Source organism: Barnesiella sp. CU968, from assembly GCF_905219685.1.
Classification (GTDB): domain Bacteria; phylum Bacteroidota; class Bacteroidia; order Bacteroidales; family Muribaculaceae; genus Lepagella; species Lepagella muris_A.
On sequence record NZ_CAJMXD010000019.1, the window covers coordinates 1 to 17,936 of the forward strand.

Here is a 17,936-nt window from a genome sequence, read left to right on the forward strand (position 1 = left end):
ATTAACTTATTACCAATGTCAGTAAAACTTACCGAAAAACCGCGCGTTAATTTCGCGTCGATAAAGAATCCGCTGCCGTTTCCGGATTTTCTGGAAGTGCAGTTGAAATCGTTCAAGGATTTTCTGCAGCTTGACACTCCCCCTGAGTTGAGAAAAGACCAGGGTCTTTACAAGGTGTTTGCGGAAAACTTCCCGATTGCCGACACCCGAAACAACTTCGTGCTGGAGTTCTTAGATTATTATATCGATCCTCCGCGCTATTCAATAGATGAGTGTCTTGAACGTGGTCTCACGTATAGTGTTCCCCTCAAGGCTAAGCTCAAACTTTATTGTACAGATCCCGACCACGAGGATTTTGCAACAACAATCCAGGATGTTTATCTCGGTCCTATCCCGTATATGACCGAGCAAGGCACGTTTATAATAAACGGTGCCGAACGCGTTGTGGTTTCTCAGCTGCACCGTTCCCCCGGTGTGTTTTTCGGTCAGAGCACTCATGCCAACGGCACAAAACTATATTCTGCCCGTATCATTCCTTTCCGTGGCAGCTGGATAGAGTTTGCGACTGATATCAACAATGTGATGTATGCTTACATCGACCGAAAGAAGAAGCTTCCGGTAACTACGTTGTTGCGTGCCATAGGTCTTGAGAGCGATAAGGATATCATACAGATTTTCGATCTTGCCGAGGAGATCAAGGTTACAAAAACCAATCTCAAGAATTCTGTGGGACGCAAGCTTGCGGCACGTGTCCTAAACAGCTGGGTCGAGGATTTTGTCGATGAGGATACCGGTGAGGTAGTCTCAATCGAGCGTAATACTGTAGTTGTTGACCGCGGAAGCGAGATAACCGAAGATGTTATCGATGCGATCATGGAGAGCGGCGTCAAGACAATTCTCTTAGAAAAGGAGAATGTGAACGCCGTTGACTACAGCATCATTTTCAACACTCTCCAGAAAGATACCTCGAACTCTGAGAAGGAGGCTGTGCAGTATATCTATCGTCAGCTCCGTAACGCGGAGCCGCCGGATGATGCGGCAGCACGCGAGGTTATCCAGAACCTCTTCTTCAGCGAGAAGCGTTACGACCTCGGAGAGGTGGGACGCTATCGCATCAACAAGAAGCTTGAACTTGACACTCCGATGGATGTGAAGGTTCTCACACGCGAGGATATCATAGCCATCATCAAATATCTTATAGAGCTGATCAACGCCAAGAGTGACGTCGATGATATCGACCACCTCAGCAACCGTCGTGTTCGTACTGTTGGCGAGCAGCTCTACAACCAGTTCGGTGTGGGATTGGCGCGTATATCGCGTTCTATCCGCGAGAAAATGAATGTCCGCGACAATGAGGTCTTCACTCCTACTGATCTTATCAACGCAAAGACAATATCTGCGGTGATCAACACGTTCTTCGGAACTAACGCGTTGTCGCAGTTCATGGACCAGACCAACCCGCTTGCCGAGATCACTCACAAGCGTCGTATGTCGGCTCTCGGTCCCGGCGGTCTGTCGCGTGAGCGTGCCGGCTTCGAGGTGCGAGACGTTCACTATACCCACTACGGGCGTCTTTGTCCTATCGAGACTCCCGAGGGTCCGAACATCGGTCTGATTTCATCTCTTTGCGTATACGCGAAGATAAATAATCTCGGCTTTATCGAGACTCCTTACAGAAAGGTAGACAACGGTAAAGTTAACCTCAATAACGATGAGGTGGTATATCTCACCGCAGAAATCGAGGAAGGTCAGACAATTGCGCAGGGTAACGCGCCCGTAAATGACGACGGCTCGTTTATCAACGCCAAAGTCAAGGCGCGTCTCGAAGCCGATTTCCCGATTGTTGCGCCTGAGGAGTTGCAGCTTATGGATGTTGCTCCGATTCAGATTGCCTCAATCGCGGCTTCTTTGATTCCCTTCCTTGAGCATGACGATGCGAACCGCGCGTTGATGGGATCTAACATGATGCGTCAGGCAGTTCCGTTGCTCCGCAGCGAGGCTCCGATTGTCGGCACCGGTATAGAGGGTCAGCTTATCAGAGATTCACGCACTCAGATCACAGCCGAAGGTTCCGGTGTGATCGAGTATGTAGATGCGACCGTTATCCGTATCAATTATGATCGCACGGAGGATGAGGATTTTGTAGAATTCGAGTCATCTGTCAAAGAATACCGGATTCCCAAGTTCCGCAGAACGAACCAAGGTACGACTATCGACCTTCGTCCTATCTGCAGCAAGGGTCAGCGCGTAGAGAAAGGTGATATCCTTACAGAAGGATATTCCACCGAGAAAGGTGAACTNGCACTCGGTCGCAACCTCAAGGTGGCGTTCATGCCCTGGAAAGGTTACAACTATGAGGATGCCATCGTGCTCAACGAGCGCATGGTCCGTGAGGATATCCTGACTTCAGTGCATGTAGACGAGTATACTCTCGATGTGCGTGAGACCAAACGCGGTATGGAAGAGCTGACCTCAGACATCCCCAATGTCAGCGAGGATGCAACCAAGGATCTCGATGAGCGCGGTATAATACGCGTCGGAGCACACGTTGTTCCAGGCGATATCATGATAGGTAAGATCACTCCGAAGGGAGAGAGCGATCCGACGCCTGAGGAGAAACTTCTCCGTGCCATCTTCGGTGACAAGGCAGGCGATGTGAAGGATGCCTCTCTTAAGGCTTCACCTTCTCTGAAGGGCGTGGTGATCGGCACCAACCTTTTCTCGAAGGCAGTGAAGAAGAAGAGCAACAAGAACAGCGCGAATGCGCAGCTTCCTCTTCTTGACGAGGAATATGAAGAGAAGCAGGCTGATCTTCGTCAGATCATGGTTTCGAAGATGCAGACCCTTCTCAAGGGCAAGACCTCACAGGGAGTCAAAGACTTCATCGGTGTGGATGTGATTCCTGTCGGACAGCGTTTCGATGATGTAGTTTTCGGCTCTATCGATTATGAGACCGTAAACCTCAGCGGCTGGACAGGCGATGAGCGTATCGACAGTATGGTTGCCAAGCTTATCACCAACTATCTGCGCAAATCGAAGGAAATCGACAGTGAGTTGCGTCGCAAGAAATTCGACATCACAATAGGTGATGAACTTCCTTCCGGAATCATGCAGATGGCGAAGGTATACATCGCCAAGAAGCGTAAGATCGGCGTTGGTGACAAGATGGCAGGTCGTCACGGTAACAAGGGTATCGTTTCGAGAGTTGTACGTCAGGAAGACATGCCTTTCCTTGAAGACGGAACTCCTGTGGATATCGTGCTTAACCCGCTTGGTGTGCCTTCACGTATGAACCTTGGTCAGATATTCGAGACAGTGCTCGGCTGGGCAGGACGTGAACTTGGCGAAAAATTCGCGACACCAATCTTCGACGGAGCTTCTCTCGATGATCTTAACGAATGGACAGACAAGGCAGGCATTCCCCGTTACGGAAAGACTTATCTCTACGATGGCGGAACAGGCGACCGTTTCGACCAGCCGGCAACAGTAGGCGTGATTTACATGCTTAAGCTCGGACACATGGTTGAAGACAAGATGCATGCCCGTTCGATCGGTCCGTACTCGCTGATTACCCAGCAGCCGCTTGGTGGTAAGGCGCAGTTCGGTGGACAGCGTTTCGGAGAGATGGAGGTATGGGCGCTCGAGGCGTTCGGTGCCGCTCACATTCTTCAGGAGATTCTTACCATCAAGTCTGACGACGTGGTAGGGCGCTCAAAAGCTTACGAAGCAATCGTGAAGGGTGATCCGATGCCTAATCCCGGAATCCCGGAGTCGCTTAATGTGCTTCTCCACGAGCTCCGTGGCCTCGGTCTTAGCATCACGTTAGATTAATAAAACCAAAACAAATCTGCTTCGGGATTCCTTGTGGGAATCCCGGGCAGACCAATATAAGGAAAAACATCTTATGGCTTTTAGAAGAGACAATAAAATTAAAAGCAATTTCTCGAAAATCACCATCGGTCTTGCCTCTCCGGAGGAGATCAAGGAGAAGTCGAGCGGCGAGGTGCTGAAGCCTGAAACAATCAACTACCGCACCTACAAGCCGGAGCGCGACGGGCTTTTCTGTGAGAAGATCTTCGGTCCGGTGAAGGACTACGAGTGCCATTGCGGCAAATACAAACGTATCCGTTACAAGGGTATAGTCTGCGACCGCTGTGGTGTGGAGGTGACTGAGAAGAAGGTGCGCCGCGAACGCATGGGTCATATCGAGCTGGTTGTGCCTGTGGCTCACATCTGGTATTTCCGTTCGCTTCCCAACAAGATAGGTTATCTTCTCGGGCTTCCTTCAAAGAAGCTTGATGCCGTGGTATATTACGAACGTTATGTGGTGATAAATCCCGGTAATGTGGAAGGTGTCGAGAAACTCGATCTCCTTTCAGAGGAAGAATATATGAATATAATGGATCAGCTTCCCGAGGAAAACAGATATCTTGAGGACGGTGATCCCAACAAGTTTGTGGCAAAGATGGGTGCCGAGGCAATCTACGAGTTGCTTCAGGAGATTGACCTTGTGTCGCTTGCCGCCGAATTGCGCCACAAAGCGAACACTGACGGTTCGCAGCAGCGCAAGACCGAGGCTCTGAAGCGCCTTCAGGTAGTGAACAGCTTCCTTTCATCGGCAAATGTTAACAAGCCGGAATGGATGGTGCTGAAGGCAGTGCCCGTGATTCCGCCGGAGTTGCGTCCTCTCGTGCCGCTTGACGGAGGTCGTTTCGCTACTTCCGACCTCAACGACCTTTACCGTCGTGTCATCATACGTAACAACCGTCTGAAACGTCTCATAGAGATACAGGCTCCGGANGTGATTCTCCGCAATGAGAAGCGTCTTCTTCAGGAGGCTGTGGATTCACTTCTCGACAACAGCCGCAAGTCGTCGGCTGTGAAGTCTGATGTGAACCGTCCTCTCAAGTCTCTTTCCGATTCTCTTAAAGGTAAGCAGGGACGTTTCCGTCAGAACCTTCTCGGTAAGCGTGTCGACTATTCGGCGCGTTCGGTTATCGTCGTGGGTCCTGAGCTCAAGATGCATGAGTGCGGCATTCCGAAACTTATGGCTGCGGAACTTTACAAGCCGTTCGTAATCCGCAAGCTCATTGAGCGCGGCATCGTAAAGACTGTNAAGAGCGCGAAGAAAATCGTTGACCGCAAGGAGCCAGTGGTGTGGGATATCCTCGAATATGTGATGAAAGGTCATCCGGTTCTTNTCAACCGTGCCCCGACGCTTCACCGTCTCGGTATCCAGGCGTTCCAGCCCAAAATGATAGAAGGCAAGGCTATCCAGCTTCATCCGCTCGCCTGTACGGCATTCAACGCCGACTTCGACGGTGACCAGATGGCTGTTCACTTGCCATTGAGCAACGAGGCTATTCTTGAGGCACAGATGCTTATGCTCGGTGCGCACAACATCCTCAACCCTGCCAACGGCGCGCCTATCACGGTGCCTTCGCAGGACATGGTTCTCGGTCTTTACTACATCACCAAACTCCGTAAAGGCGACAAGGGAGAGGGAACTGTATTCTACGGTCCCGAAGAGGCTGAAATCGCATACAACGAGGGGCAGGTTACGCTTCACGCACCCGTGACCGTGCTTGTTGAAGACAAGGATGAGAACGGCAATACTGTCAGAATTCTGAAGAAAGATACCTCCGTCGGTCGTGTGCTTTTCAACCGTTATGTTCCTAAAGAAATCGGATATGTAAACGAGATTATCTCAAAAAAATCTCTGCGCACCATCATCGGTAAGGTGATCAAGACATGCGGTGTGACCCGTTCAGCCCAGTTCCTTGATGATATCAAGAACCTTGGTTACCGCATGGCATTTAAGGGAGGCTTGAGCTTCAACCTCGGTGATGTCATCATTCCGAAAGAGAAAGAGGAATACGTTGCCGAAGGACACGCGCAGGTTGAGGAAGTGCTCAACAATTATGCGATGGGTTTCATCACAGGTAATGACCGTTATAATCAGGTCATCGATATCTGGACGCATGTCAATGCAAAACTCGCTTCTACTCTGATGAAGCAGATGGAGGAAGACCAGCAAGGATTCAATTCCGTCTACATGATGCTTGATTCCGGTGCCCGTGGTTCGAAAGACCAGATCCGTCAGCTTTCAGGTATGCGTGGTCTTATGGCTAAGCCGCAGAAAGCCGGTGCCGAGGGTGGTCAGATTATCGAGAACCCGATTTTGGCGAACTTCAAGGAGGGTCTGTCCGTGCTTGAGTACTTTATCTCTACCCACGGTGCGCGCAAGGGTCTTGCGGATACGGCTCTTAAGACAGCCGACGCCGGTTATCTCACCCGCCGTCTCGTAGACGTGGCGCATGACGTGATCATCAACGAAGAGGATTGCGGAACGCTACGCGGTCTTGTCTGCACAGAAATCAAGAACAACGAGGAAGTAGTCGCATCGCTCAGCGAGCGTATTCTCGGACGCGTATCCGTTCATGATATAGTTGATCCCTACAATCCTGAGGAGATCATAGTTCATGCCGGCGAGGAAATCACAGAGGCTATCGCTGACCGTATAGAGAAATCTCCGATAGAGTCTGTGGAGATCCGTTCGGTGCTTACCTGCGAATCGAAGAAGGGTGTCTGTGCCAAATGTTACGGACGTAACCTCTCCAACCACCGTATGGTGCAGAAAGGTGAGGCTGTCGGCGTGATCGCCGCCCAGTCAATCGGTGAGCCGGGTACCCAGCTTACACTCCGTACATTCCACGTCGGTGGTGTCGCCGGTAACGTTACCGCTATCAAGGATGTCACCTCGCGTTATGACGGAAAACTTGAGATCGAGGAACTCCGAACCATCAAGGATTCCGATGGAGTGGATATCGTTGTCGGTCGTATGGGTGAGCTCCGTATTGTGGAGCCGAAGTCCGGAATCGTTCTGATGAATGCCAATATACCTTACGGTTCTAAACTTTTCTTCCACGATGGAGATACAGTGAAGCCGGGCGACATGATTTGCGAATGGGACCCCTTCAATGCAGTCATCGTGTCTGAAGAGGGTGGTAAGGTTCGTTTCGAGAATGTCGATGAAGGTGTGACTTATCGTGTAGAGACTGATGAGGCAACCCAGCTCCGCGAGAAGATCATGATCGAGAGCAAAGACCGCACAAAGATTCCCGCAGCACAGGTATATAACGACAAGGGAGAGCTTATACGCAGCTACTCGCTGCCGGTAGGAGCGCATCTCCTTATCGACGACGGTGATGAACTCAAGCCGGGTCAGGTGTTTGTGAAGATTCCGCGTGCTGCCGGTTCTGCCGGTGACATCACCGGTGGTCTTCCCCGTGTCACAGAGCTATTCGAAGCGCGTAATCCGTCGAACCCTGCCGTTGTCAGCGAAATTGACGGTGAGGTCAAATTCGGCAAGATCAAACGAGGTAACCGTGAGATCAGCGTTACCAACAAACTTGGTGAGGAGAAGAAATATCTTGTGCCTCTGTCGAAGCAGATACTTGTTCAGGAGAACGACTATGTCCGCGCAGGAACACCTCTATCAGACGGTGCAATCACTCCGAGTGACATCCTCAATATCAAGGGCTCGACTGCCGTTCAGGAATATATCGTGAACGAGGTTCAGGACGTATACCGCATGCAGGGTGTTAAGATCAACGACAAGCACTTCGAGGTGATTGTGCGTCAGATGATGCGCAAGGTCAATATCCTTGATCCGGGAGATACCCGCTTCCTTGAGCAGCAGATTGTCGACAAACGTGAATTCATGGAGGAGAATGACAATATCTGGGGCAAGAAAGTCATCACCGATGCCGGTGACAGCCAGACTTACCTCGCAGGTCAGATTATCACTGTGCGCAAGCTTCGCGACGAGAACTCATCGCTCAAGCGCAAAGACCTCCGCATCATGACAGTCCGCGATGCAGTTCCTGCTACATCGGAGCAGATTCTTCAGGGTATCACACGTGCGGCACTTCAGACATCAAGCTTCATGTCGGCGGCATCGTTCCAGGAAACTACCAAGGTGCTCAACGAGGCAGCCATCAACGGCAAGACAGATACTCTCGAGGGTATGAAAGAGAACGTTATCTGCGGTCATCTTATACCTGCAGGTACCGGTCTTCGCGAATACAACAGGATTGTCGTTGCCAACAAGGAAGAGCTTGCGGCACTTCAGGTCACTGACAGTCCGGACACTGTTCTTGAAGCAGAAGTAGCAGAGATGGAAAACGCCAAGTAAGCCCAAACATTAAAGTTATACAATAAGAATACCGGCTTGACTCCCGAAAGGGAACCAAGCCGGTATTTCTTGTCAGACTTTCCTTACTATTAACGCGAGTTCGGGATATCACATAAGCCACGCACTATTTGGAGCGGCTTACCACATGTATGGTTTTGCCTTCTTTATCGAGCAAATTCAGTTTAAGATTCTCTTTGCCGGCGGTCAGGACTGAGAATCCGGGAGAATCATTGCAGAAAACAGTGCCGTCAATTTTTTGCGGAGTCCGTGTAAGGGAACCTGATGTGTTGACCACATAGTCGATTTTTGAATCCGGGCGGCGGATGTGCTGATAATTGTGAATATGACCGCAGATATACATATCCACATTGTGCTTCCGCAGAATTGTGTCAACTTTCTTCTGCATATCTGTTCGCTCAGATTCCGACTTGTCTGTATAAGCGTAGATGGGATGATGACCGACCACAACGATCCAGTCTTCCGTCGCCTCGGTCAAAGTCTTTTCGAGCCATTGCAACTGGGCTTCGGTATCCTGATTCACTGCATCGGGATATGTGTCGGTCTTTTTCCTGTATTTGTCAATCAAAGGAGTGGTGTCGAGAAGTACCACCTTGACAGTTGTCCCGTCATCTTCAAAGGTCTTGGCGTAATATCTCGCAGGCATCTCCCAACGGCGGGATATGCCGGAATAGTCGATAACCGCCTGAGTGTTGCCGCGATATTCATGGTTGCCGCAGACGGGATACCAGTTCACCATAAGCTCCGGGTGGTCGTAGATAAGCTCATAGTTGGTCATCCACAAGGGGTCTGTCACACTTTTCACTCCGCCGTAGTGATGTGTGTCGCCAAGAGCAAGAATGGCATCGGGTCCTATTTGTTCTGCAATTCTGCCCATTGTCGCGGCAACAGGCTTCTGGTCATAGTGGCCGTTGCGTCCGAGGTCTGACACTATCATCAGGTTCACATCGCCTTTGGCGATTTCAGTCTGGGCAATGGCTCCAAAAGAGGGGATGAGAGCCAAAGCCGCGATAAGTAATTTACGAATCATTGTTTTGTATTTTTAGAATGTTACTTTTACACCGCCGTTGAGTTTCACTCCGTAATATTCCTGCTGCATCGTGTAGTCCTTGCTACCTTGATAATAGCGCAGAGGCTGGTTGAGAAGGTTGTTGCAGTCGGCATATACGGTTATTTTTGTTTTGCGCCCGAATGTGTAGCTGACGTTCAGGTCCATATATTTCACGGCATCATAGTATCTGTCGTAGAACGAACTTGCGCCCATTTCGTCGATAAATGCCGAAGCATAGTTGAACGAGGCTCTTGCGGAGAAACCGCATTTGTCGAAATACAGCGAGAGATTGGCTGTATGCTCGGGAGAACCGGGAAGACTAAGGCCTTTCTCGTTTTCACGACCCTCGAAGTTGAAGTCGGTAATGCGTGAGTGGGTATAGGTATATGTGGCGTAAAGTCCGAGACACTTCATCGCCGGTGTGATGAAACTGAAATCGCGCTGCCATGCCATTTCCACTCCGAAAAGATTAGCGTTTCCACCGTTTTTAGGTTGTGTGAACTTAGTCCAGACAGTACCCTGATACTCCTTGTTATAAGCCACCTCATCAACGATGAATCCTTCTATTCTTTTATAGAAAATTCCGGCGGACACAAGTCCGATCGATTTCCAGTAATATTCAGTGTTGAGGTCGATATTGTGAGATGTCGTTGCTTTCAGACCGGGATTCCCGATCCTTATCTCATTGTCGCCACGCTTGATATTCATGCCGGGAACGAGTGCGGAATATTTTGGCCGGGATATGGACTGGTTATAACCGGCACGCAGCATGAAATCCTTGTTGATGTCCCATTTCAATAATAATGAGGGGAGGAAATTTATATAATTTGAAGTCTCAGGCTCGGTCTTGAAGACGCTGTTGGATTCATCATCGTAATTTCTGCCTATGTAACGCAGTGATGTGTTCTCGACGCGCAGACCGCCCATAAAGTTAAGGTTGTCGGAAAGTCTGGAATCAATACGCACATAACCTGATGCCACATTCTCCCTCGCATGGAAATTGCCCGCAAGTTCCTCTGCAATTTGCTCTCGCTCAAACAAATTGGGATCGTCAAGATTGAGGGAGCCAAGAAATTTCTTGTCAACGAATGTGCCGGTCTGATATTTTGAGGAAGGCATGAATCTGTCGGTGCTTTGGTCTGTGGTATGTGCAAGCGCATCTGCGTTAAATGCCTTTTTGTCAAGTGGAGTGTATTCGTAATAGTCGATCTCCTTATCTTTTGTCTTGTTCACGAACTTGAATCCGAACTTGATTTTTGAGCGTTCGCTAAGCCGGGCCTTGAAATCCAGTGCCGCCTTGAAGTCTTGCTCCTCAATATCCTCCTGCTGCTGTGTAAGCTCTTTGAGCGAGAAGTCATCATTCAAGGTCATTGTATATCCCTCGTCGGGAGTGGCAAATGGCTCTCTCGGATTACTCAGGTCGAAACTGAACCTCTGCGATTTGAGACGGTAATCGATGTATCTCTCATTCGGGCGTTTCTCCGTAGCCCGTGCATATCCCAGTTTCCAGTCCATGCCAAGGATACCTAAACGGTTTTCACCTCCCAAAGTGAAATCCATTGTCCGTTGGCGTTCAAGACGGGCGTTTCGTTCGTCACCCGAACCTCCTTTTGTCTGGACACGCACATCGGCTTTCCCTTCGGACGTAATGTCTTTGAGTGTTGTCCTGTAACGGTTTTCCCAATCATTGCGGTTGTTGAAAATACCCTTGAACCAGACCTTGTTGAAGTCATTGAACTTCCAGTCGAGCGACAATGAGTAGCTCTGTCGCTCTCGTGTGACATAATACTGCCTTATCTGATAGTCGTTGACATAGATTTTGCCGTCGTCATCCTTTTCCCATATAAATTCTGTATTATATGATCCGGCTGGCGCATTATTATAGGAGGCTGCAAGCATCACTCCGAAGCGGTCATTGAAGAAACGGTTACCGAGAGTGAGTCCGAAATTCATCTGCGCCTTACGGCTTATCCAGTTGTAGCCTGTTCCCGCTACGGCTCCGACAGTAAATCTGTGTGGCGAATTTTTCGTAACGAGGTTGATAGAACCGCCGATGGCATCGCCGTCCTGATCCGGCATAAGTGTCTTGCTGACCTCTATTGTCTGAATCATATCGGACGGTATAAGGTCAAGCTGAACATTGCGAATGTCTCCCTCTGCCGATGGCAGTCTTGACCCGTTGATTGTCACTGAACTGAACTCAGCCGGAGTGCCGCGTACCTGACCGAAGCGGGCCTCGCCCTGATCATACTGCACATTGATACCGCTTATACGTTTCAGAGCGTCTCCGATATTCGAGTCGGGGAATTTGCCAATCTGGTCGGCAGACACCACATTGGTTATATTGATATTACTCTTCTGGGCATTTATGGCTCTCTGCTGCCCGGAGAAAACGCCGGTCACTACAACTTCATTCAGTTCCCGTGATGTATCCGACATTACAATGTCGTCAACCGTCGATTCTTCCGAAACCACGATTGTTTTACTGACCGGAAGAAAACCGATATACGTTACTTTCAGATTATGATTCCCGGATAACAGATTGGCAAACGAGAAAAAGCCGTCGAGATCCGTAACCGCCGACAGCTTGTTGCCGTCGATGATAACCACCGCTCCCGGCAGCGGGTTCTTCTCATTGTCAAGGATGCGGCCTTTAAGTTGTCCGTATTTCGGACTGTCAGCCGCCATAATGGTCAGACTTGAAGCAAGTGCGACCAAAAAAGTTGACATTACTTTTTTCATTGTGATTGTTGTTTTGTTTCTGATTCACGCTGCAAAATTCGCTAACTAATATTTCATGGGTTTATCATATTTGTTTAGATTTTATGAAATAAATTGTGTCATTAAACTTTTATTAAACTTTTGAGCATTAGGACAGTATTTAACCGATTATTAGTAATTTTGCGGCATGGAAACAAAAAAGAAGATACTTGTTGTCGACGATGAGGAGGCTTTGTGTGACGGCCTCGGATTCAATCTTGAAGAGGAAGGCTATCAGGTCGACATGGCGTATAGCGCGGAGGAGGCTCTTGCCCTCAACCTTGCCGCCTATGACTTGATACTCCTTGATATTATGATGGGGGAAATATCCGGGACTCAACTGGCACGCATAATGAAGTCGAATCCGGCAACGGCCTCCGTTCCCATCATATTCTGCACAGCAAAAGACACGGAGGAAGATATGATTTCGGGACTCGATCTCGGGGCTGATGACTATATCATGAAGCCATATTCTCTTAATGCTGTGCTTGCCCGAATAAGGACTGTGCTTCGCCGTACGGCGGCTTCTGTCGCACTTGCCAAGACTGATTCTGACCTTGTTTCATACAAGGGGCTGGTCCTGTCTGCAAAAAACAGGACCTGCACGGTTGACGGGACGGAGGTGAAAATGCCCAAAAAGGAGTTTGAGATACTGCTCAAACTAATCTCCAACCGGGGGCAGGTTTTCACCCGCACGGATTTGCTCAACGAGATATGGCCCGACGAGGTTGTGGTGCTTGACAGGGTTGTAGATGTGAACATAACCCGTATACGCCAGAAAATCGGCATCTACGGCAGGAATATTGTAACTCGCTCGGGCTACGGTTATGGGTTTATTGAATAAGCTCTCCTATCCGCAGCGGCTGTTCGTGTGNCTTCTTGGATATTCCTTGCTGATGGTCGGTTGCTTTGTCGTGTTTCAGTATCACAGGGAAAAGGAATTCAAGGCGGAGGAGATTGACAAGCAACTACAGCTTATCAACACATATATCCTTACCGAACTTGGTGAGGGACACGATGTGCCGGATATCAGACTCGACGATTTCAAACCGTTTGACGATATCCGTGTCAGCGTAATTTCCGACAAAGGACATATAATATATGACAACACACTTGATTCCCTGCCTAAAACCAACCACCTTGATCGTCAGGAAATACGGGATGCCGTACGGCATGGGGCGGGCTACGCTGTAAGACGGCACAGCGAGAGTACGGGCAACTACTATTTTTACTCGTCGAAAAAGAGCGATGACGGGAATATTGTCCGTACTGCGGTGCCATATTCGGTTTCATTCAGAGGACTGTTGCAGGCCGATTATGGCTTTTTGTGGATTATGGGGATTATCACAATAGTGATGTGCGTATTTGGCTATTTCGCAACCCGAAGGGTCGGCCTCCACATAATCAGGCTGAACAGATTTGCGGAAAACGTAGAAAACGGTGCCCAGATTTCCGACACCGAACCGTTCCCCCATGACGAGCTTGGCGAGATTTCAAACCACATTGTCCGCCTTTATGTCCGTTTGCAACAGGCTGTCGCTGACAGGGACAGCGAACATCGCGCAGCCCTCCATGAACAGCTTGAAAAGGAACGCATCAAAAAGCAACTCACGAATAACATAAACCACGAACTGAAAACCCCGGTCGCATCAATCAGGGTCAGTGTGGAGACGATGCTGGCACATAGGAATATGAGCGATGAAAAGCAGATATTGTTCCTGCAACGTTGTCTTACAAACACAGAAAGGCTCCAAAGGCTTCTGACCGATGTCTCGCTCCTGACACGCATGGACGACGGAAGCACCTCTATATTGAAAGAACAGGTTAATCTCACGGATATAATAAATGACGTGGTTGAGGACCGACAGATAATCGCCGCCACAAAGGGCATAGGGATTGAGAATTTTGTTTCTCATAACGTAATCATGGCCGGTAATGCTTCTCTGCTTGAGGCCGTTTTCAACAACCTTATAGACAATGCGATTGTTTATAGTGGAGGAACCAGAATAAAAATAGAATTAATCAGTATCGACAACGATAAAGTTGTAATTGCATTGTCCGACAACGGATGCGGCGTTCCTCCCGAACACCTGCCAAGACTGTTTGAAAGGTTCTATCGCATTGACAAGGGACGGTCACGAGCGGCAGGTGGCACCGGACTCGGGCTTTCGATAGTGAAAAACGCCGTGATTCTTCATGGCGGTGAAATCTCCGCCGAAACTCAATGCTCAGGCGGATTATTGTTCAAAATAACATTTTCAAGAAACTCAAAATGAAGACAAAACTAAAAGATGCTTTTGCGTCAATGTCGTCTCCACAACGTGCCGATTGCCTGCAACCGAATAAGTGCGGACCTGATGATTTCAAGCCGTCTGTGGAATGACCCGACGTATAAACCCGTCGAACAGAGCTATATAAGGTTTGACCGCAATTAAACACTCTGTCAGTCCGGCAGTTTTAATAAATGGTTAAGGATTTTGAAATAATCATGAAATGTTTTCTTAGTTACTTTGCGGCAGAATAAGTAATTGAGAAAACAATGGAAATACTGTTTCTTTGCGTAGTAATTTTTCTTTTCCTGCTGGCTGTGTTTGACCTGTCAGTAGGCGTGAGTAACGATGCTGTGAACTTCCTGAACTCGGCTATCGGGTCTAAGGCGGCATCTTTCAAAAGAGTCCTGATTGTCGCTTCCATCGGTGTTTTCATCGGTGCGGCGATGAGCAACGGTATGATGGAGATTGCCCGGCACGGAATTTTTCGTCCCGAGCATTTTTCGTTCTATGATCTTATCTGCATCTTCATGGCGGTAATGGTCACGGACATCATCCTTCTTGACGTGTTCAACTCGTTGGGTATGCCGACATCGACAACCGTGTCAATGGTTTTCGAGCTGCTGGGTGCCACCTTTGTCGTTGCATTGATTAAAATGGCAGGCGGCATCGGTCTCGGTTTTGATGACTTGCTTAACACGGAGAAAGCCCTGTCGGTGATTCTCGGAATATTCCTGTCGGTGGCGATAGCCTTTTTCTTCGGAACGGTGGTGCAGTTCATATCCCGTATGGTGTTCTCGTTCAATTACCGGAGCAACCTGAAATGGAAGATAGGAATATTCGGTGGCATCTGCGCGACAGCTATTGTCTACTTCCTTCTGATCAAGGGGGCTAAAGATCTTTCTTTCATGACCCCTGAACTGAAAGCGTGGATAAAAAACAATACTGCGCTGATCATACTGTCCTGTTTCGCAGTTTTTACAGTGCTGATGCAACTGCTTCATGTCTGCAAAGTTAATGTGCTGAAAGTAATTGTGATGATGGGTACATTCTCGCTTGCTGTGGCATTTGCAGGTAATGACCTTGTGAACTTCATAGGTGTTCCCTTGAGCGGTCTGGCTTCATATCAGGATTTTATGGCTAACGGCGGAGGGGACTCCAAAGGTTTCCTTATGGATTCACTTAACGGCCCGGCAAATACACCGATATATTTCCTCATCGGTGCCGGAGTCATAATGGTGGTGTCACTTGCAACGTCAAAAAAAGCCCGGAATGTGGCCAAGACTGAAATCGGTCTCGGAAGCCAGCAGGGTGGCGATGAGATGTTTGGTTCATCCCGCATTGCCCGGCGGCTGGTAAGATGGACCTTATCATTCCTTTCTTGGTTAAGGCGTGTCACACCCGCGAAAGTACGCCGTTGGTTCAACCGTCGTTTTAATGTGGATGAGACCATTATGGATCAAGGTGCGGCTTTCGACCTCATACGCGGCTCTGTCAATCTGGTGCTTGCCGGAGCACTCATTGCCCTCGGCACCTCGCTGAAACTGCCCCTGTCAACCACTTTCGTAACATTTATGGTCGCTATGGGTACTTCTCTTGCCGATAGGGCATGGGGGCGTGAAAGTGCTGTGTTCCGCATCACCGGCGTGATTTCCGTAATCGGCGGTTGGTTTCTTACTGCGGGTGCGGCGTTTATCGGCGCAGGACTGATTGTCGCGGCAATGCACTATGGTGGTCAGTGGGTGATGCTTCTGTTGGCGGCTTTGACGATATTCATAATCATCAACAGCAACCGAAGGTTCAGAAAGAAGACACAAGAAGATAACGGTGATGCACTGTTCCAGACTATAATATCCACACAGGATAAAACACAGACATGGCCGTTGCTTATGATGTATGTCACCGAGCAACAAGAGAAGTTCATGACCTATGCCGAGGAAAAATACCGGGATATAACATCGGCTTTCATAACTGAGAGCGCCGGGATTCTCGGCAAGACGGAATCGAGTCTCGCCCGCCAGAAGACCATACTTAAAAACGCCCGCCGTAAGGAAACTCTATGTCTGCGTCATTTGACACGCGAGATGGCGATAGAAAAAAGCACNTGGTTCTATCTCAGCAACAACTGCTGTATGGGCATACTTTACAACCTGCGCCGCATCAACGAGGTCTGCAAAGAGCATGTCGACAACAATTTCCTTCCTCTGCCACCCAAATATACTACTGAATACGAGATGATACGGACACAAATAAGTACACTGTTCAATGATACCGTCAAACTTATGGGGAGCGGGGATACAGATACGATAAGCACTCTTCGCCGACACTGTGACGAGATAAAGGATACTGTTTCCGACACATATCATCGTGTGCATGACCAGCTCCGAGACGGAGACACATCGGCAATGGCGGTTCTGTATGTCTATGTCAATCTGCTTCAGGAAACGCAGGAGATGGTATCGTCAATAAGGAAATATCTGCGGGCGTTTGCCAAGCTGCGCGACTCGGATTTCCGCACACGCCCTGCCAAAATCATGGTGCCCATAGTATAAAGTCTAAGTAAAAAGGATTGTACCAAAGGTTGAGATGGGAGTGCATATCTCCCATCTTTTTTATGTCGTAATTGACTGAAAGATCTGATCAGATGTTGTCAAGTCCTATTTCCATAATCTTTTCTTCAAACTCCTTACGGTTGTCAAGAGCTTTGTTTCTTGTTTTGACTCTGTAGTTGTAGATAGTCGTAACCGAATACCTCAGGAATTGCGCTATTTTTGCGCTGTCAGTGATGCCGAGTCTGATGAGTGCGGTAATGCGTAATTCAGTGTTGAGCTGACCGTCTTTTTTCAGAACTATCTGTTCGTCAGGAGAAAGAAGTTTATTGAAATCTGCAACGAATGTAGGAAAGAGTTTTAGGAATGTCGAATCGAAATTGTGATAAAACGCTTTTAATTCCACATCCGTAAGGTCAGTTGATCCGAGGGCTTTCTTCAGTTCATCGGTCTTGCCGGCGATGAAAAGCTTGTTAAGTGTTTTTCTGTAAGAATCATATTTCTCAATATATGTGGAACACAATGTCATATACTGTGTTATATAAGCCTCTTTGAGTTTTGAGTTTTCCGCAATGTCCTGATTGACCTCAGTCAGTTTCTTGTTGAGATCTACCAGTTCTTCGTTCAGTTGTTTCAGTTTTTTGTTGGTATCTGTGGCAATGCTATGCGCGTTTGAAGTCTTTTTCATCTGTTTCCACAGCCATAAAATGGCAATGCAAAGAAATACAGCAAGAATGCTTATGATGACAATAAGGATCTGCTGTTTCCCATTCTGATGTTGAATTTCATTTACGTAGACAGAATCGACAATCGGAAAGATGTCGTTTATCTCAAGTATCCTCTGACGTGAATTGCATTTTTTAGCGTCGCTCATGGCTATACTGAGAAATTTATGTGCATTGTCTATGTCTCCTTCCTCAAATAGCAGCAGAGCAAGCTGGCGGAGCGACATATATTCGCGTACAGATGCCTTCATATCCGCGATGGATGAAATCAGCAGACTCTCTTTCTGTTTTTCTTTATCGCCGAGTATCTGATATGAATGTGCAAGCGAATTTGCGCAAATCGCTCTCGTATGTATGGAATGCGAG

The 17,936-nt window shown here is 48.4% G+C and carries 8 protein-coding genes and 1 pseudogene; 6 read left to right on the forward strand and 3 right to left on the reverse strand.

What is annotated here, in order from left to right; translation table 11 throughout:
* Nucleotides 1-15 precede the first annotated feature (15 nt).
* A complete protein-coding gene (gene rpoB / locus JX312_RS01680) occupies nucleotides 16-3,831 on the forward strand; it encodes a DNA-directed RNA polymerase subunit beta (protein WP_123406077.1) in 3,816 nt (1,271 codons plus the stop codon).
* 73 nt (nucleotides 3,832-3,904) lie between these two features.
* A complete protein-coding gene (rpoC, locus tag JX312_RS01685; protein WP_204456761.1) occupies nucleotides 3,905-8,197 on the forward strand; it encodes a DNA-directed RNA polymerase subunit beta' in 4,293 nt (1,430 codons plus the stop codon).
* A 124-nt stretch (nucleotides 8,198-8,321) separates the two neighbouring features.
* Here rpoC and JX312_RS01690 read toward each other — a convergent pair whose 3' ends face one another.
* Entirely contained in the window at nucleotides 8,322-9,245 is a 924-nt protein-coding gene (locus JX312_RS01690) for a metallophosphoesterase (RefSeq protein ID WP_123406075.1), read from the reverse strand.
* Between the two features lie 12 nt (nucleotides 9,246-9,257).
* Nucleotides 9,258-12,008: a TonB-dependent receptor gene (locus tag JX312_RS01695; protein WP_204456763.1), complete on the reverse strand. Its 2,751-nt coding sequence runs from the start codon at nucleotides 12,006-12,008 to the stop codon at nucleotides 9,258-9,260.
* 166 nt (nucleotides 12,009-12,174) lie between these two features.
* On the opposite strand from JX312_RS01695, the gene JX312_RS01700 reads away from it, so the two are divergent.
* From JX312_RS01700 to JX312_RS01710, 4 genes and pseudogenes are all read left to right on the forward strand, one after another.
* Nucleotides 12,175-12,870 carry a response regulator transcription factor gene (locus tag JX312_RS01700; protein WP_204456765.1) on the forward strand — a complete coding sequence of 232 codons (696 nt, stop codon included), beginning with the start codon at nucleotides 12,175-12,177 and terminating at the stop codon, nucleotides 12,868-12,870.
* Nucleotides 12,854-14,302 (forward strand): cell wall metabolism sensor histidine kinase WalK, encoded by a 1,449-nt coding sequence (locus JX312_RS01705; RefSeq protein ID WP_204456766.1) that lies wholly within the window; start codon nucleotides 12,854-12,856, stop codon nucleotides 14,300-14,302. Before JX312_RS01700 ends, JX312_RS01705 begins: the two co-directional genes overlap by 17 nt.
* A gap of 12 nt (nucleotides 14,303-14,314) precedes the next feature.
* Nucleotides 14,315-14,461, forward strand: a pseudogene (locus JX312_RS14035) (methylglyoxal synthase); the annotation flags it as partial.
* A 104-nt stretch (nucleotides 14,462-14,565) separates the two neighbouring features.
* Nucleotides 14,566-16,848 (forward strand): inorganic phosphate transporter, encoded by a 2,283-nt coding sequence (locus tag JX312_RS01710; protein WP_128707153.1) that lies wholly within the window; start codon nucleotides 14,566-14,568, stop codon nucleotides 16,846-16,848.
* 88 nt (nucleotides 16,849-16,936) lie between these two features.
* On the opposite strand, the gene JX312_RS01715 is transcribed toward JX312_RS01710, so the two are convergent.
* Nucleotides 16,937-17,936: DUF6377 domain-containing protein (locus JX312_RS01715; protein ID WP_239653768.1), on the reverse strand; the 1,000-nt coding region annotated here is incomplete at its 5' end.